Here is a 25,054-nt window from a genome sequence, read left to right on the forward strand (position 1 = left end):
TCAGTACGCACCTTCGCCGGCTAGGACGGCTTTGGCCGTCCGTAGGAGAATCATAAAATCGCCAAAGAGCGTCCAGTTCTCGACGTAGTACACGTCCATCCGAATACCCTCATCTGCACTTAGCTGGGATCGGCCAGAAGTCTGCCAGAGGCCAGTGAGGCCCGGCTTCACAAGCAGCCGCCGATGGGCGCGCCGGTCATACTGTGCGACCTCGTCGGCAATCTGCGGCCTGGGTCCAACGAGACTCATCTCGCCTCGTAGTACATTGAACAATTGGGGCAGCTCGTCGAGCGAGTATCGCCGCAAAACCCTGCCAACAGCAGTCACGCGCGGGTCGTTCTTCGGCTTATAGAACAGCCCGACCTCGCGGACGCCCTCTGCGGCCAGGACCTCCGTCAAGCGGTCGTGGGCGTTGACCACCATCGAGCGGAACTTGAACATCTTGAATGTCTTGCCACCTACCCCGACCCGTTCCTGCCTGTAGAAGATGGGACCGGGGCTCGACATCCGGACAAGGATCGCCACTGCCACAAGGACGGGCGAGAGGAACACGCACAGCAGGAGCGCGCTCAGCCAATCGGAGACCGTCTTTACGAGGTATTTTGGCCCGGCGAAGCGCGGCTCGTCGACGTACACGAGGGGCAGTCCGTTGACTGGATTTAGGATGACGCGAGGACCAGCGACGTCGCGCAGGGATACTGCCAACGTGAGATCAACTCCGCTGCCTTCCAAGTCCCAGCCGAGCCGACGGACCAGATCCGCTGAGAGTGCGTCGGAGCCTACGACGGTGACAGCATCGACTCGCTCGGTCCGCGCGATAATGGCGGCTTCTTCAACCGATCCGAGCACGGGCACACCGGAGGCGTCCGGCCCCTGGGATTCAGTTTCAGGCAGGCATAGTCCGACTACGGTAAAGCCAGCACCCGACCTTCCTTCGACGTCGCGGGCCAGTTCCACGGCTTGCCGCCGGTGACCGATGATCAGTGTGCGCGCCTGATATCGCCCGCGGGCCCGCTCCTTCCGCAACCATCTTCGCCAGGCAGATCGGCCGCCTAAGATCAGCAGTACGCCGAGGGGGAATGCAATGCCTAGGTATCCCCGCCCAATCTCCATCCGACCCAGGTACGCAATTACGGCGACGCCTGCAAATAGCTTCCAGGATACGGACACCACGCGCTGATACTCTAAGGGGCCGACCCCGACGAGCCTGCGGTCTTGGGTGCGCCCTGCGATCAGCGCAAACATCCACGCCCACATGATCACCACTGACACCGCGAGATAACTTGGCGACAGCTCGCCGCTGACCCGAGTGATCCCCGCACTGTCGATACGGGTCACGTACGCAGAGAATACAGCCACGTATATCGCGGCCGCGTCCGTTACGAGAATCCTGGTCGCGTACTTCGGAAACCAGCGCTCGTTCGTCGGCCGATCCACGACGTTGTCAGCCCTCGAATCGCGAGCGAGCGCGCTGGACTCGCCGTCGGCGCGCGGGAGCCGCTCGGAAGGCACAAGACACCTCCTGCTTACGTTCGCGGGTTCGGCCACGGGCATCCTAGGGTGCTCGATCCACATCCGGGCGCGAGGTGGCCATGCGTGGACAGTTTTGGTCATGCCCCAACCGCCCGGATCGTCGCGGTAGGGCTTTCCGCCGGTGGTGATACCCGTGCGATCGAGGTCGGGTGGAGCGGGCCATGAGGTCTCGTGACGGAGCCTCGCCACAGGCCCGCGCTCGCGGGCCCCGGCTTGCAGGCTGCGGATGGCATCCTGGCCGGCTTCTTCGGCTATCGGCCCGGGTTCCTGTGCCTGATGCAGGGCTCGAGTGGCGCCCGCTCCTGGACGCGTCCGATTCCTGTCCATCCCGGTTTCCCGCCGTGAGATCATGGTGCGCGGACCTTCAGCACGACACCGAACGACGGGGAGCACTCGATGGAACTTCAGGACTACATCGCGGTGCTGCGGAAGCGCTGGCGGTCGATCCTGCTCATCGCGCTGCTCACGATCGGCACCGCGGTGGGAATCACCCTCGCGATGACTCCGACCTACGAGGCGCGGGCTCAGGTCTTCGTGTCGGTCCGCGCGGGGGGAACGACATCGGACCTCGTCCAAGGCAGCAACTTCACGCAGCGCCAGGTCAAGTCGTACACGGATCTGGCCACGAGCCCTAGGGTCCTGATCCCCGTGATCGAGCAGCTGGAGCTCGACACGACTCCAGACGCGCTCGCAGAGACCGTCACGGCGGACAACCCCCTCGACACGGTTCTGATCAACATCACCGCAACGAGCCGGAGCCCGGAGTTGGCCGCCGACGTGGCGAACGCAACTTCCGAGAGCTTGGCGACTCAGGTGACGGCGCTCGAGAAGCCAGATGGCGCTCCGTCGCCGGTTCAGATCAGTCCCGTGCGGTCTGCCTCCGCCCAACTCGAGCCCGCGAGCCCGAATGTGAAGATCAACCTCGCCCTCGGCGCTGGCGTGGGCCTGGCGCTTGGGTTTGGCCTGGCTCTGCTGCGAGAACTCCTTGACACACGCGTACGCACCGAGGCTGACCTGCGAAAGGTATCGACCACCTCTGTTGTGGCAACCATCACCCAGGATGACAGCGCAGCGAAGTCCCCGCTCCTGACGGTGGCAAACCCGCACAGTCAACGCTCGGAGTCCTTCCGCCGATTGCGAACGAACCTCCAGTTTCTGGACGTGACGGATGATCTCCAGACGATGGTGGTGACTTCGTCACTCCCCGGAGAGGGAAAATCGACCACCGCCATCAACCTCGCGATCACGCTCGCGGACGCGGGGACCAAGGTCCTCTTGGTCGACGCTGATCTACGGCGTCCATCCGTCGCCAAGTACATGGAACTCGAGGGCAGCGTCGGCCTGACGACCGTACTCATCGGTCGCGCCGCGGTGGAGGACGTCGTTCAGCCCTGGGGGAACGGGCACCTGCACGTGCTTCCGTCCGGCCAGATCCCACCAAATCCGAGCGAGCTGCTGGGCTCGCGCACCATGGCCGACCTCCTCGCCATGCTGAGTATGCGATACGACGTTGTGATCATCGACACGCCGCCGCTGCTACCGGTTACGGACGCGGCGATCCTCGCGCGGCTCACGGGGGGCGCGATTGTGGTGGTCGGGGCGCACCTAATTCACCAGAACGAGCTGAAGCAGTCACTGGGTGCCCTTCAGACCGTGGGGGCCCGCGTCCTTGGGCTGGTCCTGAACCGCGTCCCCGCGAAGAGCGCTGGGAGCTACGCCTACTACGACTACTCGCCTCTTGAGCCGACGAGCGAGGCAAAGCGGAGTCGGCGGATGTCTGCGCGTGCCGCCGAGGAAGCCAGGACGGTCCAAGCGAGCACACCGCCGCGCGACCCCGAGCGCGTGTCGCGGAGGGCATCGCGTAAGGATCCCCGGCCTGAGGGATCGGTGGAGGCGTTCTTCGGGCCGTCACCAACCGCTAGCGGGAGTAGCCGGTGGCCGGGCGGGCCCCTGAGTGCAGACCGCGAGGAATGACGACCTGGCGGTAGTGCGTGTCCGTGTCGCCGTCGTCTGAAACGGACCCTTAGCGTCGGACGGGTTCGAGGGTGGTTTCTGTCGGTCGCCCAACGCTGACCGGGTGGCGATGGCACGGCGTCGCCGAAGACTTGTGCCGGTGTGCCAGCCGAGGACTCGGCGGGCCGGCCGTTCAGGGGGCTTCGACGCGGGTGCGGTCCTCGGCTCTGAACGTGGACGCTTACGACCCCGTCGTCCCATGTCCACACCCGTGACCTACCAGGAGTGGTGTGCGACGAACCCTCGACAACTCACGTCGCCAGGGGGCCATTTCAGCCGTCGTTGACAATCCGCCCCTCAACTCATCCTCCTGCGTCTCTCGGTCGCTTCTCCCGATGATGCTGCGACGGTTCTTGCGATGGAGAAGTGACGAACGAGAGGGCGGAACCAACCTGATAGCGCCGGTGGGCCCAACACCGCCTTGGTCGCGGAAGGTGGAGAGCTCCTCACTTGAGCTCACGGTGCCCGCGCATTGCGTGCCTGCGTCATTCGACGACCGGCACGACGAGCGATTGTCAGAAGCCTGTGCGCGACTCTGGCGCCGGACTTGCCTTCGACATCGAGCTCTTTGCCATGGCCGCTCCCGTGCGGCTCGCGCATTTGCTCCATGCCGTGGCGAAACGCTCAATGGGCATCAGGGGTGCTCACGCTGCCGGGCTGCAGGTGGGAGATCCCGACCCGGCGGTCGGCAGAGGCCACGCGAGTCCTTGTCCATAGCGCGCCCCTCGCCCTCAGGAGCACGGGCACGACGTTCGACCGGAGAAACAACGAAGGCCGGGTCCAAGGACCCGGCCTTCGTTCCACGCTTGGCGTATCAGCGAGCCTGGGCCGTCTGGCGGCGGCGCGCGACGAGAACCGCACCTGCGCCCGCGAGCACGAGGGCACCGGCACCAGCGGCCAGCTCAACCCCGTCGAAGCCCGTGGCGGGGAGGGCGCCGGCAGCAGCACCGGCAGCCGTGACCGTGAGGACCTCGTCGCCGACCAGGTTGCCCGCAGCGTCGAACACCTGAGCGGTGTACGTGCCAGCGGCCGACAGCGTCACGCTGTACGTCACCGAGGAGCCCGTCGCCGTCTTGGCGAGCGACTTCGTGCCCGCGATCGTGATGGCGTCGTTGGAGATGGACGCCGGGTTCGACGTGATGGTGAGCGTGTAGGCCTCACCGGCCGTCGTGCCATTCGTCGTGATGGTGAATGCCTCGCCGACGGTGGGCGTGGCGTCCGTGGTGCTGGTGTTGAAGCTCGGCGCGTCATACGCCATCGCGGCGGTCGGGGCGACGGCGAGGGTCGCGGCGGCGAGAACGGTGAGGGCGATACGGCGACGGTTCATGTGAGATTCCCTGGGGCTGCAGCGTGTGGGGGTACCGTGAGCATGATCACTCGGTGGCTGCCGGAACTCTAGCGGGCCTCACGTGCACATGGGAAGGGCGGGCGCAGAAGTCACCCGGCGCGGAACCGGGGTTGTCCGCATTTCAGGATGATTCCCGGGCTCGGGTCCCGACAGGACCGAATAGGTGATGGTCTCGGTGGCGCCGGGCGCGAGGGTGACCGTGCGCCCGACGACCGCCAGCCCGTCGTGCCGCTGTGACGTGATTCCCGGCTCGCCCGCCGTGGACTCGACCTCGTCGACCAGGCCGCCGTGCGGGGCGTAGACCAGCACGTTCATCTGGATATGCCCCTTGGGGAAATCTGGATCGGTCCCCGTGACGTACGTCGGCAGCTGCGCCGGATCGCCCGGGACCTCGTTCCGCAGGGTCACCGTGACGACCAGTTCCCGCGTTCCGTCGGCGAAGCACGTGCCGCCGCCCAGGGTCGTCTCGAAGCCGAGGTAGTACCCCATCTTGTCGGCGTTGCCATCGTTGAGAAACACCCCGATAACAGGATTTTTACCTGCGGATCCGCGCAGCTCACCGCTCAGAACCGTTCCCGAAAGTGCATTCTGCTCCTCCTCGCGAGCCGACCACACCATGAGCCGGCCCTGTCGTGCGGCCTCCGCCAAGGCGTCGACCGCGGCGGCCGGAGACCCCTGGCCTCCGACGACTGCCGAGAACACGCCCTGCGACGTCTCGGCGAAGAACGCGTCCTGCTCCGCCGGCGGTAGCAGCAGGTAGACCGTGTTGAGCAGCACCTCGACCGCGTTCTCGCTCGTGAGCGAGCCGCCGACCGCGTCGGACACCGCGCCGGGCGGAAGCGGCACCGGGCCGGTGGCGCCGAGCACGAGCGCCAGCGTCCCCGGGTCCACCGACAGCACGCCGTCGACTGTCCCTCCGAGCTCCTGCTCCCAGATCGCCTTCGTCAGCTCCCCGGTGCGCGGGAAGTCGGGCGTGAACGTGACGTCGCGGATGTCCGAGGCCAGGTCCTCGCCGAAGAGCGCCTGCTCGGCGGCGGTCAGCGGAAGCACGGGCTCCGGTAGCTCGACCAACGGACCGCCGGACCGCTGCTCCACCACCCGCACGGCCCCACCCTCGGCCTCCAGCAGGATCACGGCGCCCGGGATGCCGCCGGTGGCCCGCGGCTCGGCGGTGTTCTGCACCAGCAGGACGTACGACCGCGGGCCGTCCGCGCCGAGCATCGGGGGCAAGAGCTGGACGGCCTTGGCGGCGGTCGCCGTGGTCATCGCCACCGCGTTCACCTGGCCGGTGAGGTCTGCGACGGGGCCGGCCAGCGGCCCCCAGAGCGCCGCGGGGTCCAGGGACGCCACACGCTCCGCCGCGCTCTGGACCTCGGCGTCGGCGGCCACGACCGCCGGCGCGGCCTCCTGGAGCGGCGCCAGGGGGACGCGCCCGTCCACCGGGGCCAGGGCCGACGGGTCCACGATGGCGGTGGCGTCCATGAGCCCGGGGAGCGCACGGTCCGCGAGCCCGTCGACCACCTCGCTGACCACCTGGACCGCGCGCACGTTCGGCCCCACCCACGGGAGCACGCTCGCGGCCGACCAGTGCGGGCCGTGCGCTGCTGCCATGGCGCGGTCCGAGTGGTCCTGGAGGTCGGCGAGGGTCGTCTCGGCGGCGGCACGGTCACCGGCGAGCACCTGGTCCTGGAGCTGCGTCACCAGGCCCGCCGCGGTGAGCAGCTCCTCCCGGGCGCGCAGCGCGTCGAGGGCGAGCCACCCGGCCCACGCGACGAGCAGCACCAGCAGGCACTGCACGGCGGTCAGGACGGGGCGGCGTCGGCGACGTCGGGCGGCGGACGCGTGCCGCGGCGCCTCCGCGGCCCGGCGCGAACGGCGGGTGGGCGCGGCCTCCACGCCCCCGGCGTTCGTCACCACTGGCTCCTCTGGTTGACCCCGTGCAGCGGCCGAGCCTACTCATCGCGGCGGCGCGCGTGACCACCACGGCCACGACGCCGACTGACGCGCGGCGCCCCGACCCGCCACACTGTGCCCGTGACGACCGACTCCTCCGCACCGACGTCTCGCGCCACCTTCTCGATCCTGACCGTGTGCACGGGCAACATCTGCCGCTCCCCCGCGGTCGAGCGCCTCCTCGCGGCCGGGCTCGGCCCCGACTCCGGCGTGAGCGTGACCAGCGCCGGGACCCACGCGATGGTCGGCTACCCCGTCTCCGAGCCGATGGTCCCGCTGCTGACCACCGCTGGCGGCACCGCGGACGGCTTCGCCGCCCGGCAGCTCACCGAGCGCCTCGCGCGCGACGCCGACCTGGTGCTCGCCCTGACGCGCGCCCACCGCAGCGCCGTCGTCGAGGCCGCACCGGCGACCGTGCGGCGCGCCTTCACGCTGCTCGAGTTCGCCCGGCTCGCGGCCGCCGTCGACCCGGCGCAGCTGCCGGCCGGGACCCCCGCCGAGCGCCTCGCCGCGCTCGTCCCGCTCGCGACGGCGCAGCGCGGGCGCACCCCGGTCGCGCCCGACGCCGACGACGTCGTCGACCCGTACCGGCGCGGGGACGCGGTCTACGCGCAGGTCTTCGACGTCATGGCACCCGCCGTCGCGACGATCGTGGCGATCGCCCGCGGCTGACCCGCCCCGGTGGGCCGAGCGGGTGAACCCGCGGCGGCAACCGCAACTCTCGCGTCATCGCGCGCCCGCGCCGCGCTCACACTCAGTGACAGTCCCTCACCGGGACGACGACAAGGGCACACCCGTCGCGAGGCGGGGCCGCAACGCCACGGGACCGCACGCCGGTCGGCCGGGCTACCGAAGGGACACGCATGGCCACGCTCGACCGCGCCGCCAACACCGACACCGCGCTGGACGCAGACCAGGGCGCCGCGCAGCTCGCGCTCGGCCTGTTCAACCGTCGTCCCGACGCCCTCGAGGTCGAGCTGCAGCGCGAGCTCGGCGGCGGCCAGCTGCGCATGCACTACCAGCCGCAGCTGGACCTGGGCGACGGCCGCGTGGTCGCCATGGAGGCGCTGATCCGCTGGGCCCACCCCGACCACGGCCTCATGACGCCGGGGCAGTTCCTGCCCCTGGCGGAGAGCAACGGTCTCATGGGCATGATCGACACGTGGGCCCTGCGCACCGCGTGCCGCGACGGCGCCTGGCTGGCCTCGCGCGGCCGCACCATCGAGGTCGCCGTCAACGTCACGGCCTCCCAGCTCACCGACCCCACCTTCCTCACCGAGGTCGAGCAGGCCACGCGGGCGGCCGGCCTGCCCATCGAGCTGCTCACGGTCGAGATGGGCCTGCGCGACGTGCTCGCCCAGATCTACGCGGCGCGCGACGTCGCGCTCGGGCTCCACCGTCGCGGCGTGCGCGTCTCGGTGAGCGACGTCGGCACCGGCGCCTCCTCCCCGGGCCGCCTCGCGCAGCTGCGGGTCGGGGAGGTCAAGGTCGACCGCGCGCTGACCGCCGCGATGGACGACGCGAGCATCGGCACGGTCGACGTCGTCCGCGAGATCGTCGCCGCCGCGAAGGCCGACGGTGCCCGGGTGGTCGCCGAGGGCATCGAGACGCCCGCGCAGTACGAGGCCGCACGCCTGGCGGGCTGCGACCGGGCGCAGGGCTACCTGCTGGGCCGGCCGGCCCCGCTCGAGGACCTCGCCGGGCTGCTCGCTCGCTCGCGCTGAGCCCTAGCCCGGCGGGGCCGGTCGACGCACCCCGGCCCCGCGGCCTCACAGGGACCGGACGAGCTCGACGGCCTGCAGGAGCGTGAGGTCCGGCTGCTGCCTGCGCACAGCGACGACGGCGCTCACCTCGCCCTGCTGGTCGCGGCACCGCCGCACCGCGTCGACGTCGAGCCCGGCGGCGACGGCGGCGACGGACCCGTGCCGGGCGGCGAACCACGCGGCGCGCCGGCGCTCGTCCGCACGCTCGGCGACGAACCCGACGGCCGCCACCACGACGACGCCCGTGAAGAGCGCCGTGCCCGCGCCCGGCAGGTCGAGCAGGAGGAAGCAGACGGCGGACGAGAAGGACAGCACGACGCCCAGGACCAGCAGCGTCGTCGACAGGCGGCGGGACGGCCTCGTGCTCGTGGGCATGGAATCTCCTCGGGTCCGTGGTGCGGCGGGTGTGCCGCGCCGGCGCTCCGGACGCTAGGCGGGGAGCCCCGGCGGGCACGTCGCCCGAGCGACCGACGCCACGCGCGCGGCGTCCGACCCACGGCCCACCTCCGCGCGGCCCGCATCGCCCGGGGTGACGACGCGTGACCCGTCCCTGCCGCAGGTGATCGTGAGGCAGGACACGCCCCGCGACCCACCCCGCCATACCCCCGGGGGTATCGTGGAGGCATGTCCACGACCCCTCCCACCGCCCCGGCGCGGATCGTCGTCGTCGGAGGTGTCGCGGGCGGCATGAGCGCCGCCGCGCGCGCCCGGCGGCTGGACGAGCACGCCGAGATCGTCGTCCTCGAGCAGTCCGACTACGTCTCGTTCGCCAACTGCGGCCTGCCCTACCACCTGTCCGGCGAGATCGCGGAGCGCGAGGCCCTCCTCCTGCACACGCCCGCATCCCTGGCCGCTGCCCTCGCGCTGGACGTGCGCACCGGGACACGCGTCACCGCCGTCGACCCGGCCGCTCGCACCGTCACGGTGCTCACCGCGGACGGGCCGGACACCCTCTCCTACGACGCGCTCCTGCTGGCGCCGGGTGCCGTCGCCGTCCGGCCGCCGATCGACGGGCTCGACCACCCGTCCGTGCACGCCCTGCGCACCGTCCCCGACCTCGACGCGCTCGACGCCCGGGTGGCGGCCCTGACCCGCGACGCGGGCTCGACGCCGCCCACGGCCGTCGTCGTCGGCGCCGGGTTCATCGGGCTGGAGGCCGTCGAGGCGCTCGTCGCGCGCGGCCTGCAGGTCCACCTCGTCGAGCTCGCGGAGCACGTGCTGCCCCCGCTGGACGCCGAGCTCGCGCCGCTCGTCGCCGACGAGCTCACGGCCCACGGCGTCCACCTGCACGTGGGCACGTCCGCGCGGCGCATCACCGCGCGGGACGACGACGGCGCGGTCACGGTGACGCTCTCGGACGGCACCGACGTCCCGGCCGACGTCGTCGTCGTCAACGTCGGCGTGCGACCGGCGAGCGACCTCGCCCGCGACGCGGGCCTGGACCTCGGCCCCACGGGCGCGATCCGGGTCGACGCCGACCAGCGCACCTCCGACCCCCACATCTGGGCCGTCGGCGACGCCGTCGAGGTGACCCGCGCCGTGACCGGTGCGCTCGGTCCGGTGCCGCTCGCCGGACCGGCCAACCGGCAGGGCCGACGCGCCGCGGACTCCATGCTGGGACGCCGCACCACCCCGCAGGCCCCGGTGCTCGGGACCGCGATCGTGCGCGTCTTCGGGCTCACCGCCGCCATGACCGGCCCCGGCCAGGCGGACCTGCGGCGCGCCGGGATGGCGCACGAGGTCGTCCGGATCCACCCCGGTCACCACGCGGGCTACTTCCCCGGCGCCGAGCAGGTCCACCTCGTGGCGACGTTCGCCCCCGACGGGCGCCTCCTCGGTGTGCAGGGGGTCGGGCGCGACGGCGTCGACAAGCGCATCGACGTCCTCGCGACCGCGCTGCGTGCCGGCATGACCGCCGACGACCTCGCCGAGCTCGAGCTCGCGTACGCGCCGCCGTACGGGTCCGCCAAGGACCCGGTCAACATGCTCGGCTTCGTCGCGCAGAACGTCCTGGACGGCACCATGCCGCAGTGGCACCCGGACGAGCTCGACGCCGTCCTGGCCGAGACCCTCGTGCTCGACGTCCGCTCCCGCGCCGAGTACGGCCGGGGCCACCTCGAGGGCGCGCTGAACATCCCGCACACCGAGCTGCGCGCGCGCCTGGACGAGGTGCGCGACGCCGCCGGCGGCCGCCCCGTCAGCGTGCACTGCGCCAGCGGCGTGCGGTCGCACATCGCCACGCGCGTCCTGCTCGCCGCGGGGCTGGACGCCCGCAACCTCTCGGGCGGCTGGCTGACGCTGACCGCCGTCCACCCGCGGCTCACCCGGGCCTGAGCGCCCGCGCCACCCCGCCGAGCTCGAAGGAGACCACCATGTGCTACCCCGTCCGCTGCGCGACCTGCCGCAAGACCACGTGGGAGGGATGCGGCATGCACGTCGACGACGTCATGGCCGACGTGCCCCGCGCCGAGCAGTGCACCTGCCCCCGCTGACCGCCTGACGCACGAGGAGACCCCGCATGGAGCTCGACAAGGACGAGATGGTCAAGGTCACGAACCGCCTGCGGCGCGCGCAGGGGCAGCTCGCGGCCGTCGTGCGGATGCTCGACGAGGGCCGCGACTGCGAGGACGTGGTCATGCAGCTCTCGGCAGTCTCGCGCGCGCTGGACCGCGCGGGGTTCGCGATCATCGCGTCGGGCATGCGGCAGTGCCTCACGGCGCCCGCGGCCGGCGACGAGGACGCCGCGCCGACGCTCGACGTGGCCAAGCTCGAGAAGCTGTTCCTCTCCCTCGCCTGACCGCGTCCCCCGGCGGCCGGCCCCCGCCGGGCGCCACCGGACTCGTGCCCGTGCCCGATTCACGAGATGCGTCCCAGATCACGGCGTTTACAGTGGTAAGTGGCCTCCAGGTGCGGGGCCACGTTCACTAGGGGGGCACCATGGTCACGAACACGCGTCGAGTCGCGCGCCGGCAGGACGAGCCGGACGTCGTCGAGCTCAACCCGGTCTTCGCGCGTCCAGGCGAGGCGACCGAGCTACCGAAGTTCCGGATGCCGGACGACGAGTCGATGCCGTCGACGGCGTACCAGGTCGTCCACGACGAGGCGATGCTCGACGGGAACGCGCGACTGAACCTCGCGACGTTCGTCGGCACGTGGATGGACGAGTACGCGTCGCGCCTCTACCTCGAGGCCGCCGACAAGAACATGATCGACAAGGATGAGTACCCGCAGACCGCCGCGGTGGAGACCCGGTGCTGGACCATGCTGGGCGACCTGTGGCACGCGCCCGACCCGGAGCACACGATCGGCACCTCGACCATCGGCTCCTCGGAGGCGGCGATGCTCGGTGGGCTCGCGCTCAAGCGCCGCTGGCAGCACGCGCGCCGTGCGGCGGGCAAGGCGACGGACCGGCCCAACCTCGTGATGTCGAGCGCCGTGCAGGTCTGCTGGGAGAAGTTCTGCAACTACTTCGAGGTCGAGGCGCGATACGTCCCGATCACCGAGGAGCACAAGGTCCTCGACGGCTTCGAGCTCGAGAAGTACGTCGACGAGAACACGATCGGCGTCGTCGCGATCATGGGCGTCACCTACACGGGCATGTACGAGCCGGTGACGGAGATCGCCGCGGCGCTCGACCGGATCCAGGAGTCGACCGGCCTCGACGTCCCGATCCACGTCGACGGCGCCTCGGGCGGCATGATCGCGCCCTTCGTGCAGCCGGACCTCGAGTGGGACTTCCGGGTCGCCCGCGTCGCCTCCATCAACACCTCCGGCCACAAGTACGGCCTGGTCTACCCCGGACTCGGCTGGGTCGTGTGGCGGGACGTCGAGTCCCTGCCCGAGGACCTCGTGTTCCGCGTGTCCTACCTCGGCGGCGACATGCCGACGTTCGCGCTGAACTTCTCGCGCCCCGGCGCCCAGGTGCTGCTCCAGTACTACCTGTTCATCCGGCTGGGCCGCGCGGGCTACACCGCCGTGCAGCGCACGGCCCACGACGTGGCGCTGTACCTCTCCGGGGAGATCGCCAAGATGCCCGCGTTCGAGCTCTGGAACGACGGCTCGGACATCCCGGTCTTCGCCTGGCGGCTCCGCCACGGGCACACGGAGAACTGGAACCTGTACCACCTGTCCGAGCGGCTCCGGATGAAGGGCTGGCTCGTCCCGGCCTACCCGATGCCGGACGACCTGCCGGACGTCACCGTGCAGCGCGTCGTCGTGCGCAACGGGTTCAGCCACGACCTCGCGTCGGCCTTCCTGGCCGACCTCGCCGCCGAGGTGGAGTACCTCGACGCGCTCACCGGTCCGATGCCGACCGAGGGCCAGCGGTCCGGCTTCCACCACTGATCCAGGGCAGGGCGGAGCATGCTCGAGCAGGGGGAGAACCATGTCCACGCACAGCACCACACCAGGATCGAGCGGGGCCGAGGCGAGTCCTTCGGGCTCCCACGCCCGGTGGCCCCACGTCAGGGCGGACGGCACCCACGCGCCGTCGGCCGAGCACGTCAAGGCGCACCCGTATGGCACGCCCGGCGCACGCATCCCGCCGGAGCACACCGGCCCGGCGATCGGGGCGCCGGCCGCGAGCGCGACCGTCGCCATGTCGGTCGGGCAGCTGGCGATGCTCACCGTCGTCGTCGTGGCCTCGTTGCGGTCGCTGCCCGCGATGTCGCTGTACGGGCTCGGCTCGGTGACGCTGTTCATCATCCCGGCGATCGTGTTCCTCGTGCCGACGGCGCTCGTCGCGGCCGAGCTCGCGACGGGCTGGAAGGGCGGCGTCTTCACCTGGGTCCGCGAGGCGTTCGGTGACCGCACCGGGTTCGTGGCGATCTGGCTGCAGTGGATCCAGAACGTCGTGTGGTACCCGACGCAGATCGCGTTCATCGCGGCGAGCCTGTCGTTCGTCATCGGCGACCAGGGGCTGTCGAACAACGGCCTCTACACCGCGGCCGTCATCCTCATCCTGTACTGGGGCTCCACGCTGATCACCCTGGCGGGCGGCAACCTGTTCGCCAAGGTCGGCTCGTGGAGCGGCATCCTCGGCACGCTGTTCCCCGCGGTGCTCCTCATCGCGTTCGGCGCGATCTGGCTGGCGACCGGGGAGAAGTCGGACACGTCGCTCGAGGCGTCGGCCGTCATCCCGCCGTGGACGGGCATCGCGTCGATCGTGCTGATCGTCTCGAACGTCCTGGCCTACGCGGGCATGGAGGTCAACGCCGTGCACGCCAACGACCTGAAGAACCCCGGCAAGGGGTTCCCGCGGTCGATCGCGTTCGCGACGCTCCTCATCCTGCTGGTGTTCATCCTGCCCACCATCGCGATCAGCCTCGCGGTGCCGAAGAGCGAGCTGGGCCTGACCAACGGGATCAACCTGGCGTTCAAGGAGTTCTTCGACCACTGGGGCATCGCGTGGGGGACGCCGGCGATCTCGCTGCTCATCGCGCTCGGCGCCTTCGCCTCCGTGGTGACGTGGATCGCCGGGCCGTCGCGCGGTCTGCTCGCCGCCGCCCGGACGGGCCTGCTGCCGCCTGCGCTGCAGCGCCGCAACAAGGCCGGGGTCCAGGTCGGCATCCTGGGCGTGCAGGGCGCGATCGTGACGCTGCTCGCGCTGCTCTTCGTGCTGGTGCCGAGCGGCAACACGGCGTTCATCGCCCTGGTGGACATGGCCGCCGCGCTCTACCTGATCATGTACATCCTCATGTTCGCGGCGGCGATCCGGCTGCGCAAGACCAAGCCGGACGTGGTCAGGACGTACCGGACGCCGGCGATGACGTTCGTCGCCGGGGTCGGGCTGGTCGCGTGCGTGACGGCCTTCGTGCTCGCCTTCGTCCGGCCGTCCGGGTTCACGGGCCTGTCCGAGAGCGCCTACCCGCTGGTCGTGGCCGGGGTCGTCGTCGTCCTCGGCGGGCCACCGCTGCTGTTCTACGCGCTCCGGCGCCCGTCGTGGGACCGCCGGACGCCCGAGGAGCGGGCGAGCGCGGACATCGTGCTGGTCAACCCGCTGCCGTCCTCGGGCACCGGGACCAGCGGCACAGCAGGGACCGCCGGCACAGCCGGGACGGCCGGGACCGGCGGCGCTCCTCCCCCGCAGCCGGGGACGGCGTCCGGCTGACGGGCTCGCCAGGCGGCGTCCGCGCGGGCCGTCCGCGCGGGCGCCGTCTGGCGGGGTCACGTAGCGTCGAGGAGACCGCGTCGTCGGCGGTTGTCACGCCGCGACCCCGGGAGCAGCAAGGAGTCCGATGCCCAACCGCCTCGCCGCCAGCACGAGCCCGTACCTGCAGCAGCACCGCGACAACCCGGTCGACTGGTACGAGTGGGGGGCCGAGGCGTTCGCCGCCGCCCGCGAGCGCGACGTCCCGCTCCTGATCTCGGTCGGGTACGCGGCGTGCCACTGGTGCCACGTGATGGCGCACGAGTCCTTCGAGGACGCGACCACCGCGGCGTTCATGAACCAGCACTTCGTCTGCATCAAGGTGGACCGCGAGGAGCGGCCCGACGTCGACGCCATCTACATGGAGGCGACGCAGGCCATGACGGGCCACGGCGGCTGGCCGATGACCGTCGTCGCGACGCCCGACGGCGACCCCTTCTTCTGCGGCACCTACTTCCCGCCGCGCCCGGTGAGCGGCATGCCGTCGTTCCCGCAGGTGCTGGCGAGCCTCGCGGCCGCGTGGACGACGCGCCGCGGCGAGGTCGACCAGAGCGCGTCCGGCATCCGGGAGGCGCTCGGCGCGCAGGTCCGCGGCGAGCTGCCGGCGGCCGGCGTGCTCGACGAGGCGCTCCTGGCCGACGTCGCGTCCACGCTGCGCCGCTCGTACGACGCCGCCCGGGGCGGGTTCGGCGGGGCGCCCAAGTTCCCGCCGTCGATGCTGCTCGAGTGGCTGCTGCGGCGCGCCGCCCGCACGGGCGAGCCGGAAGCGCTCGCCATGGCGAGCAGCACCCTCGAGGCGATGGCCCGCGGAGGCATGTACGACCAGCTCGGCGGCGGCTTCGCGCGGTACTCGGTCGACGCCGGCTGGGTGGTCCCCCACTTCGAGAAGATGCTCTACGACAACGCGCTCCTGCTGCGCGTCTACGCCCACTGGTGGCGGCTCACACGCTCGCCCCTCGCCCACCGCGTGGTCACCGAGACGGCGGACTGGCTGCTGCGCGAGCTCCGCACGCCCGAGGGCGGCTTCGCCTCGGCGCTCGACGCCGACTCCGTGCCCGCGGGCGACCCCGACGGCCACCCGCACGAGGGCGCCTTCTACGTCTGGACCCCCGAGCAGCTCGTCGAGGTGCTCGGCGACGACGACGCCGCCTGGGCGGCGGGGACCTTCGACGTCACCGCGGCAGGCACCTTCGAGGAGGGCGCCTCGGTGCTCCAGCTGCTGCGTGACCCGACGGACGCGGACGGAGCACCCGACCCCGAGCGGTGGGCCGACGTGCGGCGCCGGCTCGCCGAGGCCCGCGAGGCGCGACCGCGGCCGGCACGCGACGACAAGGTCATCGCCGCCTGGAACGGGCTCGCGATCGCGGCCCTGGCCGACGCCGGTGCGCTCCTCGAGCGGGCCGACTGGGTCGACGCCGCGGTCGGTGCCGCGGCGCTGCTGGAACGCCACGTGACGCGCGACGGCGACGTCGTGCGCCTGGCGCGGGCGAGCCGCGACGGCGTCGTCGGCGCCGCGGCGGGCGTGCTCGAGGACTACGCCGACGTCGCGGAGGGCCTGCTGGCGCTGTACTCGGCGACGGGCGACGAGGCCTACGTCGTGCGCGCGGGCGAGCTGCTGGACGAGGTGCTCGCGCGGTTCTCGGAGGCGGGTGCTGCCGCCGGTGGCGGCACCGGCTTCTACGACACCGCGGTCGACGAGACCGACGCGGTCCTCGCCCGCATCCGCCGGCCGCGCGACGTCGCCGACGGCCCGACGCCGTCCGGCCAGGCGGCCGCCGCGGGCGCGCTCGTGACCTATGCCGCCCTGACCGGCTCGTTGCGCCACCGCGAGGCCGCCGAGGGCGCGCTGACCGAGCCGCTGCTGGTCGCACGCCGCTACCCGCGTGCGGCCGGATGGGCGCTCGCGACCGCCGAGGCGCTGCTCGACGGGCCCCGCGAGGTCGCCGTCGTCGGCGACCCGGCGGACCCCGCGACGCGCGAGCTGGTCCGCGCCGCGGTCTCGAGCCCGGCGCCGGGCGCCGTCCTGGCGTTCGGCCCGCCGAGGGAGTCGGCGTCAACGGACGACGCGGCGACCCGGCACCGGGTCGGGCTGCTCGACGACCGCCCGCTGGTCGCGGGTCGACCGACGGCCTACGTCTGCCGCGGCTTCGTGTGCGAGCGCCCCACCACGGACCCCACCGACCTCGCCCGCCAGCTCGCCTCCTGACGCGCCCGCCCACCGACGCACCACCGCCGATCTCGCGACGTCGGAGGGTTGTGACCACATGCCGGGCGGAAGCCTCCGCCGGAACCTCGGACGCCGGCGCGGGAGGTGGCGGCGGGCCGTTCGTCCCGGCGGGGGCGGCGGGGTGGTGGCGACGATGGTGGCGCCGGCTGGACCGCCGCCCCGGGCGCGGCGACGATGGCCGTGCAGCCGACCGCGGACGTCGCGGTCGCGGTCTGGAGGCGTGATGCAGCAGCGGGTGGTCGTCGTCGGTGGCGGGTACGGCGGGGTGGCGGTGGCGTCCGCGCTCCAGGACGACGCCGAGGTGACCCTCGTCGAACCGAAGGACGCCTTCGTCCACGCGGTCGCCACGCTCCGGGCCGCCGTCGACCCGGCCTGGCAGGACCGCGTGTTCTTCGGCTACGACACCCTGCTGCGGCGGGGACGCGTCGTGCGCGACTGGGCCCGGCTCGTCTCGCCCGGCGTGGTGCACCTGTCGCGCTCCGCCTCGCTCGAGGCGGACCACGTCGTCCTGGCCACCGGCACCGGCTACCCGTTCCCGGCCAAGTTCCTCGAGGACGACACGGTCGTCGCGCGGGCTCGCCTGGAGCGGATGCGTGAGGGCCTGCGCCAGTGCGAGCGCGTCATGCTGATCGGCGCCGGCCCGGTCGGCCTCGAGCTCGCCGGCGAGCTGACCAGCGCGTTCCCGGACCTGCGCGTGTCGATCGTCGAGCAGGAGGACGACATCCTGCCGCTCGGTCAGTACCTGCCCGAGCTGCGCGACGCCGTCCGCGCACAGCTCGCGGAGCGCCGGATCGACCTCGTGCTCGGCGCCCCGCTGGGATACCTGCCCCCGTTCGACGTCGGCACCTACGCGCCCTTCACGGTCGAGACGACGGAGGGCGAGGCCGTGACCGCGCAGATGTGGTTCCGCTGCTACGGCTCGCGCCCGATGACCGGCTACCTCGACACCGCGCTCGCCGACTTGCGGCACTACGACGGCACGCTGCCGGTCACCGAGCACCTGCAGGTGCGCGGCCAGGACGCGGTGTGGGCGGTCGGCGACATCACCGACGTGCGCGAGTCCAAGCGTGCGACGGCGGCCCGCGACCACGCCGCCGTCGTCGTCGCGAACATCCGGGACGCGATCGCCGGCCGGGCCCCGAGCGCGACGTACACCGCGGCGCCGGAGCGCATCGTGCTGCCGCTGGGCCCCGACGGCGGCGCCTCGCAGGTCGAGCAGGACGGGCGTCGCGTGATCCTGGGCCCGGAGGAGACGAGCCGCATCAAGGGCGCCGACCTGTTCAGCGGCGCGACCGCAGAGCTCTTCACGGGCGGTACCCCCCATGACCGAGGGGAGTGAGTGCGGCGCCGCGCGCGGTTGCAGCCCCGCGGACCGCGATTAGCGTGGCGGGATGAGCAGCCCCAGCACCGACCCGCAGCCGGAGCAGACCCCGGGCCTCGAGCCCGGCGGCGGCGTGATGCCGGGCGACACGCCGCCCGGGGAGTCGTCGACCACGGGCGGCGTCAAGCGCATGCAGCCCGACCTTCCGAGCGCCGGCGCCAACAAGGCCGTCTACGCGGTGATCCTCGGCCTCACGCTCCTGGGCGTCCTGACCTTCATCGGGTACGCCGTCGGCCTGATCGGCTGACCGCCCCGGCGGATCAGCCCTTGGCGCCGGTGGTGGCGATGCCCTCGATGAAGTGACGCTGGCCGAGGAAGAAGATGATGATCATCGGCACCGTCGTGATGACGCTGGCCGTGACGATGATCTCCCAGTGCCACTCGCCGCCGAACCCGTACTGGTCCACGAGCGACTTGAGCCCGCGCGGGATCGTGAACGTGCTCGAGTCCCGCAGGTAGATGAGCGGCCGCATGAGGTCCGTCCATGCCGCCTGGAGCTCGAACAGCAGCGTCACCACGACGGCGGGTCGCGTCAGCGGCAGGGCGATCTTCCAGAACAGCGTCCAGTTGTTGGCGCCGTCGAGCGTCGCCGCCTCGAACGGGTCCCGCGGCAGGCCCTGGAAGAACTGCCGCATGAGGAAGATGTAGAACGCGGACCCGAAGAGGTTGCCCGCCCACAGCGGCGTCAGCGTCCCCACCTGCCCGAGCGAGTTCCAGATGAGGAACGTCGGGATCATCGTCACGGCACCCGGCAGCATCATCGTCGCCAGCACGAGGCCGAAGAGCGCCTCCCGCCCCCGGAACCGGAAGTACGAGAACCCCCAGGCGACCATCGCGCTCGAGATCGTCACCGTGACGGCCGCGAGCACCGTCACGATCACCGTGTTGAGCAGCCAGAGCGCCATCGGCGCCTCCTGCCACACGTTCAGGTAGTTCTCGACCGTGAACGTGTCCGGGATGAGCTTGTTGTCGAACACCTCGCCGCGCGGCTTGAAGGACGCGCTGAGCAACCACACGAACGGGTAGACGAAGATCAGCGTGGCGACCCCGAGCGCGGCGAGCACCAGCACCCGTCCGACTGTCAGCCGCGGTCGCCGCTGCGGCGGCAGCCCGCCCGTCTCCTGCACGACGGCGGCGAGGCCCAGGCTCTCGACGCGCGTCGCGTCCGCGGACCCCGCGGCGCCCACGTTGACGCTCACCGGTCCTCCCCCTCGTAGAAGACGAACCGCCTGGACACCCGCAGCTGGACCAGCGTGACGAGCAGGATGATCACGAAGAGCAGCCACGCGAGCGCCGACGCGTACCCCATGTCGAGGAACTCGAACGCCTGCCGGAACAGGTAGATGACGTAGAACAGGGCGGCGTCGTTGCTGTAGGTCGTGTTCCCCGACCCGAAGAACGCGGTGTACGCCTCGGTGAACGTCTGGAAGCTCGCGATGGTGTTGACGACGACGATGAAGAAGATCGGGCCGCTGATCATCGGCAGCGTGATCCGCAGGGTCCGCTGCCAGAAGCCGGCGCCGTCGACCCGGGCCGAGTCGTAGAGCTCCTGCGGCACGCTGCGCAGCGCCGCGAGCAGGATGATCACCGACGAGCCGATGGCCCACAGGCTCATGAGGACGATGCCGGGCTTGACCCACGCCGGGTCGGTCGTCCAGTTCGGGCCGTCGATCCCGAACCAGCCGAGCACCTCGTTGACCAGGCCGCCCTGCCCGTTGAACAGCAGCAGGAGCAGCACGCCGACGGCGACCGGCGGGGTCATCTTGGGCAGGAAGAAGGCCGTGCGGAAGAACCCCGCCGAGCGCCCCGCCTGGTTGAGCAGCAGGGCGAGCGCGAGCGACAGGATCACCAGCAGGGGCACGTGCAGCACCGTGTAGTAGAAGGTGTTCCACAGGGCGAGGCGCACGTCGTCGTCCTGCGCCATGCGCTCGTAGTTCTCGAGCCCGACGAACTCGGGGTCGGTCAGGACGTCGTAGTCCGTGAGCGACAGGTAGCCGCTGTAGAGCACGGGCCAGAGCGTGAAGACCAGGAAGCCGACGATCCACGGACTGAGGAACAGCAGGGCACCGCGCAGCTCCCGGTGCCGGGTCCGGCGCTGGCCGGGCCGCTCCGCCGGGCGGCCCGCGCTCCGGCCGCGGCCCTCGGCCGCGGCCGGCGACGACGTCGTCGCGGTCATCGCGGCCTCAGCCCTGGTCCTCGTCCCACTCCGCCCACGCCTCGTCGAGCGCCTCCTGCGCCTCGGCCTGCGCCTGGGCGAGGGCTTCCGCGGGTTCCGCCTGGCCGTTGAGCACGCGGTTGACCGCGTCCTGCCACGCGGCCTTGAACTCGGCGTCCGCCGGGTTCGCCGGGAGGTTCACGGCATGGTCGTTGGCCTCGTAGATCGCGGCGACGGCCGTCGCCCACGGCTCGGGCGCGTCCGTGGGCACGAGCTCGGAGCGGATCTGCTCGTCCGCCTCGGCGTTGCCCGTGAGCAGGCCGGTGAAGAGCTGCCCGGACTCGGCGCGCTGGTCGGCGCGCTCCTGCGCGGCCGCGAGCCAGGAGTCGGTCGCCGTGATGACGCGGATGAACCGGCACGCGGCGGCCTGGGTCTCCTCGGTCCCCGCCGGGATCGCCCACGCGGAGCCACCGGAGTAGGCGAGCGCCTCGCCGTCGCGCCCGCGGAAGGTGTCGAAGACCATGGGGGCGTCGGCCGAGACCTCGTTGAGCACGTTGACGTACCAGTTCTCCATCGGCATGGCACCCAGCACGCCGGTCGCGAACTGGTTGCCCTCGCCGAAGAAGTCCGCCGCGTCGCGGTAGGCCTTGACGCCGCCGAAGCCGCCCTGCTGGTCGTAGACCTCGACCGCGAACTCGAGGGCCTCGACCACCTTCGGGTCGTCGAGGTTCGCGCTGCGGGCGTCGTCCGACAGGAGGTCCGCGCCGTTGGCCTTGGCCCACAGCGGGAGGAACTCCGGGAGCTTGGAGTCGTAGCCGATGACGCTGAGGTCGCCCCCGGAGCCCTGCGTGAGCGCGGTGGTGGCGGCGGTGACCGCCTCCCAGTCCGAGCCGTTGACGTCGTCGACGCTCAGACCGGCCGCCTCGAGCAGGTCCCCGTTCGCCATCGTGATCTGGACCTGCATGAACTCCGGCAGGGCGTAGAGCGCGCCGTCGAAGGTGACCTGCTCGAGCGCGGTCTCGCGGAACACGGACGTGTCGATCCCCTCGCCCTCGACGCATGCGTCGAGCGGGACGATCGCACCGCGCGAGGCGAACGTGCCGATCTGGTCGCGGTTCGCGTAGACGAGGCCGGGCGGGTCACCCGCGGCCACGGCCGAGAGGAACTGCTGGATGTCGAGGTCACCCTCGACCAGCGAGACGTCCACGCCGTCGCCGAGCTCCTCGAGCGCGAGGTCGTGCCGGACCTCCGCGACCTCGTCGACCAGACCGAACCCCATCACGGACATCTCGCCGGTGAGCTCCGCGTCGGGGTCGTAGGCGACGTCCTCGCCGCCGCTCTCGCCGGTGGCCCCCGTGCCCTGCGCGCAGGCCGTCAGCGCGACGGCCGACGTCGCCACCAGGAGGACGGACCGCACTGCTGCGCTTCTCATGCTGCCCCCACAGGCCGTGGGCGTCGGGACGCGGCGCCCGGTATGCCGAGTAGAGCACCGGCCCGCGCTTCTCGCGCGGGGAAGTCGATGACCTCGGTCACGCCCCGGGCCGCAGCGCAGCCGATGCCCGTCAGCCGCCGAGGAGGTCCTCGAAGTTCACGGTCAGGGCGAACGGGTCGCGCGGGCCGGCGGCACCGCGCGGCGGGCGGCCGGCCACGAGCGCGGCGAGCTCGCGCGCGCCGCGGTCGATGCGGGCCCCCAGCGGGACGACGTCGCCGGTGGTCGAGCCGGCCGCCTGCCCGAAGTCCTCCGTCGCCGCGAAGACCGCGGTGGGCACCGTGATGGTGCGCAGGTAGCTGAACAGCGGCCGGACGGCGTGCTCCAGGGCGAGGGAGTGCCGCGCCGTCCCGGCGGTCGCGCCCATGAGCACGGGCATGCCCTCCAGCGCACCGTCCTCGAGCACGTCGACGGCGTTCTTGAACAGGCCCGAGTACGACCCGGAGAAGATCGGCGTCACGGCGACGAGCCCGTCGGCCGTCGTGATCGTCTCCAGGGCGGAAGTCAGGCGCTCGGTCGCGAAGCCCGTGAGCAGGGCGGCCGTGAGGTCCTGCGCGTGGTCCCGCAGCTCCACGACGTCGAGCACCGCGTCCTCGCCCGCCTCGCGCAGCGCGCGCTCGACGGCCTCCGCCATGCGGTCGGCGAGCAGCCGCGTCGACGACGGCTGGCGCAAGCCGCCCGAGACGACGGCGATCCGGCGGCTCACCGCGTCACCCGCGGGTCGCCGGCCCCGGCGGGCTCCGGCGACGCGCCCGTGACGTCGTCGCCCGCGCCGTGGACCGTCGCGTCGCGTCCGCCGCCCGCGGCGGCGACCCGCGCGGCGTGCGTGGGTGCGTCCGGCACGTGCGCGGGACGGCCGACGGCGAGCTCCTTGCGCAGCACCGGGACGACCTCGCCGCCGAGGATCTCGAGCTGGTCGAGCACGGTGCCGAGCGGCAGCCCGGCGTGGTCGATCAGGAACAGCTGACGCTGGTAGTCCCCGACGTGGTCGCGCATCGCGGCGTAACGGTCGATGACCTCCTGCGGGCTGCCCACCGTGAGCGGCGTCTGCTCCGTGAAGTCCTCCATCGACGGGCCGTGGCCGTAGACCGGCGCATTGTCGAAGTACGGCCGGAACTCCCGCTTGGCGTCCTGGCTGTTCCGGCGCATGAAGACCTGGCCGCCGAGGCCGACGATCGCCCGGTCGGCGGCGCCGTGGCCGTAGTGCTCGAACCGGCGGCGGTACAGCGCGACCATCTGCTGGGTGTGGGAGATCGGCCAGAAGATGTTGTTGTGGAAGAAGCCGTCGCCGTAGTACGCGGCCTGCTCGGCGATCTCCGGCGAGCGGATCGAGCCGTGCCAGACGAAGGGCGGGACGCCGTCGAGCGGGCGCGGGGTCGAGGTGAACGACTGCAGCGGCGTGCGGAACCGGCCCTGCCAGTCCACGACGTCCTCGCGCCACAGGCGGTGCAGGAGGGCGTAGTTCTCGACCGCGAGCGGGATGCCGTTGCGGATGTCCTGGCCGAACCAGGGGTAGACCGGCCCGGTGTTGCCGCGGCCCATCATCAGGTCCACGCGCCCGTCCGCCAGGTGCTGGAGCATCGCGTAGTCCTCGGCGATCTTCACCGGGTCGTTCGTGGTGATCAGGGTCGTCGCGGTCGAGAGCAGGAGCCGCTCCGTCCGCGCGGCGACGTACGCGAGCGTCGTCGTCGGAGAGGACGAGAAGAACGGCGGGTTGTGGTGCTCCCCCAGCGCGAAGACGTCGAGCCCGACCTCCTCCGCCTTGGCCGCGATGGCGAGGACGGCCTTGAGCCGCTCGCCCTCGCCCGGCGTGCGGCCCGTCGTCGGGTCCGTCGTGATGTCGCTGACCGAGAAGATGCCGAACTGCATCTGCGGCGCCGGACCGGTGGTGCGCTGCGCGGACATGGGGTGCTCCTGCCGTCGGTTAGTTCAATCTTCAACCGCTACCGCCGGAACCACAACCTCGGCGCTGCTATTCCGCGCACCCGGTGCCGATGCACCTCTCGCGTCGGCGTGCCGGACCGTCAGGCGACGCGGAACTGATCGACCAGCCGGTCCAGGAGCGCGTCGACGCGCGTGTCGACCGTGCGGCGCGCCGGGTCGGCGTCGTACCACTCGACGATCTCGCGCGCGCCCTGCTCGAACGGGATCGTCGCCCGGTAGTCCGGCACCACGGTCCGCACCTTGGTGTTGTCGAACACCATCGAGTGCGCCTTGTCGCCCAGCAGGCCGGCGCCCCACTCCGGGTCCTGCGCCGCGATCGCGTCGGAGGGGACGTGCACGATGCGCGCCGTCGTCCCGGCGGCCGCGGCGAGCGTGTGCGCGATCTGGTCCCAGGTCAGGACGTCGTCCGACGTCAGGTGGAACGCCTCCCCGACCGTGCGCGGGTGGGCCAGCAGCGGCACGAAGCCCTTGGCGAAGTCCGCGTGGTGCGTCAGCGTCCACAGCGACGTGCCGTCGCCGTGGACCACGACCTCCTTGCCCTGCCGCATCCGCTCGATCACGGTCCAGCCGCCGTCCAGCGGGACGAGCGTCTTGTCGTAGGTGTGCGACGGGCGCACGATCGTCGCGGGGAACGCGTCGTCGCGGTACGCCCGCACGAGCAGGTCCTCGCACGCGATCTTGTTGCGCGAGTACTCCCAGTGCGGGTTGCGCAGCGGGGTGGACTCGAGCACGGGAAGGCGCGCCGGGGGCGTCTGGTACGCCGACGCCGACGAGATGAAGACGTACTGCCCCGTGCGACCCGTGAAGAGCTCGATGTCGGTGCGGACGTGCTCGGGCGTGAACGCGACCCAGTCGACCACGGCATCGAACTCGAGGTCCCCGAGCGCCTCGCGCACCGTCTCGGGGCGGCGGATGTCGGCGCGCAGCGTCGTGACGCCGTCCGGCAGGGGCCGCGTCGTGCTCTCGCCGCGGTTGAGGACGTGCAGGTCGATCCCCCGCTCCACTGCCAGCCGCGTGCTGGCGGAGCTGATGGTGCCGCTGCCGCCGATGAACAGGACCCTGGGTGCGCTCATGCACGCACGGTAGCCGGGCGGGCCGAC

20 protein-coding genes and 1 riboswitch are annotated in these 25,054 nt (G+C 71.8%); of the genes, 10 read left to right on the plus strand and 10 right to left on the minus strand.

Going from position 1 to position 25,054, the window contains the following annotated elements; translation table 11 throughout:
• Complete coding sequence (locus H2O74_RS12235) at window positions 1-1,548, minus strand: sugar transferase (RefSeq protein WP_255491606.1); 1,548 nt, start codon at window positions 1,546-1,548, stop codon at window positions 1-3.
• Window positions 1,549-1,929: 381 nt separating this feature from the next.
• Here H2O74_RS12235 and H2O74_RS12240 point away from each other — a divergent pair, with 381 nt between their 5' ends.
• On the plus strand, window positions 1,930-3,507 hold the full coding sequence (locus H2O74_RS12240; RefSeq protein WP_182111834.1) for a polysaccharide biosynthesis tyrosine autokinase: 1,578 nt from the start codon (window positions 1,930-1,932) through the stop codon (window positions 3,505-3,507).
• Between the two features lie 853 nt (window positions 3,508-4,360).
• Here H2O74_RS12240 and H2O74_RS12245 read toward each other — a convergent pair.
• Both H2O74_RS12245 and H2O74_RS12250 read right to left on the minus strand, forming a co-directional pair.
• Window positions 4,361-4,873, minus strand: coding sequence for an LPXTG cell wall anchor domain-containing protein (locus tag H2O74_RS12245; RefSeq protein ID WP_182111835.1), 513 nt, complete (start codon window positions 4,871-4,873; stop codon window positions 4,361-4,363).
• Window positions 4,874-4,951: 78 nt separating this feature from the next.
• Entirely contained in the window at window positions 4,952-6,808 is a 1,857-nt protein-coding gene (locus H2O74_RS12250; RefSeq protein ID WP_182111836.1) for a DUF4012 domain-containing protein, read from the minus strand.
• Window positions 6,809-6,928: 120 nt separating this feature from the next.
• Here H2O74_RS12250 and H2O74_RS12255 point away from each other — a divergent pair, with 120 nt between their 5' ends.
• Both H2O74_RS12255 and H2O74_RS12260 read left to right on the plus strand, forming a co-directional pair.
• A complete protein-coding gene (locus H2O74_RS12255; RefSeq protein WP_182111837.1) occupies window positions 6,929-7,519 on the plus strand; it encodes a low molecular weight phosphatase family protein in 591 nt (196 codons plus the stop codon).
• Between the two features lie 105 nt (window positions 7,520-7,624).
• A riboswitch (cyclic di-GMP riboswitch) is annotated at window positions 7,625-7,701 on the plus strand.
• A gap of 9 nt (window positions 7,702-7,710) precedes the next feature.
• Window positions 7,711-8,571, plus strand: coding sequence for an EAL domain-containing protein (locus H2O74_RS12260; RefSeq protein ID WP_182111838.1), 861 nt, complete (start codon window positions 7,711-7,713; stop codon window positions 8,569-8,571).
• Window positions 8,572-8,616: 45 nt separating this feature from the next.
• Here the strand turns inward: H2O74_RS12260 and H2O74_RS12265 are convergent, their stop codons facing one another.
• Window positions 8,617-8,985 (minus strand): hypothetical protein, encoded by a 369-nt coding sequence (locus H2O74_RS12265; protein WP_182111839.1) that lies wholly within the window; start codon window positions 8,983-8,985, stop codon window positions 8,617-8,619.
• Window positions 8,986-9,234: 249 nt separating this feature from the next.
• Between H2O74_RS12265 and H2O74_RS12270 the strand changes: the two genes are divergently transcribed.
• The 7 genes from H2O74_RS12270 to H2O74_RS12300 all read left to right on the plus strand — a co-directional run bounded on the left by H2O74_RS12270 (window position 9,235) and on the right by H2O74_RS12300 (window position 18,613).
• Window positions 9,235-10,944, plus strand: coding sequence for an FAD-dependent oxidoreductase (locus H2O74_RS12270; RefSeq protein WP_182111840.1), 1,710 nt, complete (start codon window positions 9,235-9,237; stop codon window positions 10,942-10,944).
• A 184-nt stretch (window positions 10,945-11,128) separates the two neighbouring features.
• Window positions 11,129-11,407 (plus strand): metal-sensitive transcriptional regulator, encoded by a 279-nt coding sequence (locus H2O74_RS12275; RefSeq protein WP_182111841.1) that lies wholly within the window; start codon window positions 11,129-11,131, stop codon window positions 11,405-11,407.
• 140 nt (window positions 11,408-11,547) lie between these two features.
• Complete coding sequence (locus H2O74_RS12280) at window positions 11,548-12,954, plus strand: glutamate decarboxylase (protein ID WP_182111842.1); 1,407 nt, start codon at window positions 11,548-11,550, stop codon at window positions 12,952-12,954.
• 40 nt (window positions 12,955-12,994) lie between these two features.
• A complete protein-coding gene (locus H2O74_RS12285; protein WP_220457960.1) occupies window positions 12,995-14,719 on the plus strand; it encodes an APC family permease in 1,725 nt (574 codons plus the stop codon).
• 127 nt (window positions 14,720-14,846) lie between these two features.
• Window positions 14,847-16,964, plus strand: coding sequence for a thioredoxin domain-containing protein (locus H2O74_RS12290; RefSeq protein ID WP_182111843.1), 2,118 nt, complete (start codon window positions 14,847-14,849; stop codon window positions 16,962-16,964).
• A gap of 244 nt (window positions 16,965-17,208) precedes the next feature.
• The gene (locus H2O74_RS12295) at window positions 17,209-18,324 is read left to right on the plus strand and encodes an FAD-dependent oxidoreductase (RefSeq protein ID WP_182111844.1); all 1,116 of its coding nucleotides are present in this window, start codon (window positions 17,209-17,211) and stop codon (window positions 18,322-18,324) included.
• A 52-nt stretch (window positions 18,325-18,376) separates the two neighbouring features.
• The gene (locus tag H2O74_RS12300) at window positions 18,377-18,613 is read left to right on the plus strand and encodes a DUF6480 family protein (RefSeq protein ID WP_182111845.1); all 237 of its coding nucleotides are present in this window, start codon (window positions 18,377-18,379) and stop codon (window positions 18,611-18,613) included.
• Window positions 18,614-18,626: 13 nt separating this feature from the next.
• Here H2O74_RS12300 and H2O74_RS12305 read toward each other — a convergent pair whose 3' ends face one another.
• From H2O74_RS12305 to H2O74_RS12330, 6 genes are all read right to left on the minus strand, one after another.
• Window positions 18,627-19,565: a carbohydrate ABC transporter permease gene (locus H2O74_RS12305; protein WP_255491608.1), complete on the minus strand. Its 939-nt coding sequence runs from the start codon at window positions 19,563-19,565 to the stop codon at window positions 18,627-18,629.
• The gene (locus H2O74_RS12310) at window positions 19,562-20,542 is read right to left on the minus strand and encodes a carbohydrate ABC transporter permease (RefSeq protein ID WP_182111846.1); all 981 of its coding nucleotides are present in this window, start codon (window positions 20,540-20,542) and stop codon (window positions 19,562-19,564) included. Before H2O74_RS12310 ends, H2O74_RS12305 begins: the two co-directional genes overlap by 4 nt.
• 7 nt (window positions 20,543-20,549) lie before the next feature.
• A complete protein-coding gene (locus H2O74_RS12315) occupies window positions 20,550-21,953 on the minus strand; it encodes an extracellular solute-binding protein (protein WP_182111847.1) in 1,404 nt (467 codons plus the stop codon).
• A 130-nt stretch (window positions 21,954-22,083) separates the two neighbouring features.
• Complete coding sequence (locus H2O74_RS12320; protein ID WP_182111848.1) at window positions 22,084-22,716, minus strand: FMN reductase; 633 nt, start codon at window positions 22,714-22,716, stop codon at window positions 22,084-22,086.
• Window positions 22,713-23,879 (minus strand): LLM class flavin-dependent oxidoreductase, encoded by a 1,167-nt coding sequence (locus H2O74_RS12325; protein WP_182114259.1) that lies wholly within the window; start codon window positions 23,877-23,879, stop codon window positions 22,713-22,715. Before H2O74_RS12325 ends, H2O74_RS12320 begins: the two co-directional genes overlap by 4 nt.
• Before the next feature lie 155 nt (window positions 23,880-24,034).
• A complete protein-coding gene (locus H2O74_RS12330; RefSeq protein ID WP_182111849.1) occupies window positions 24,035-25,027 on the minus strand; it encodes an NAD-dependent epimerase/dehydratase family protein in 993 nt (330 codons plus the stop codon).
• Window positions 25,028-25,054: the final 27 nt, after the last annotated feature.

The sequence above is a fragment of the Actinotalea sp. JY-7876 genome (assembly GCF_014042015.1).
Classification (GTDB): Bacteria; Actinomycetota; Actinomycetes; order Actinomycetales; family Cellulomonadaceae; genus Actinotalea.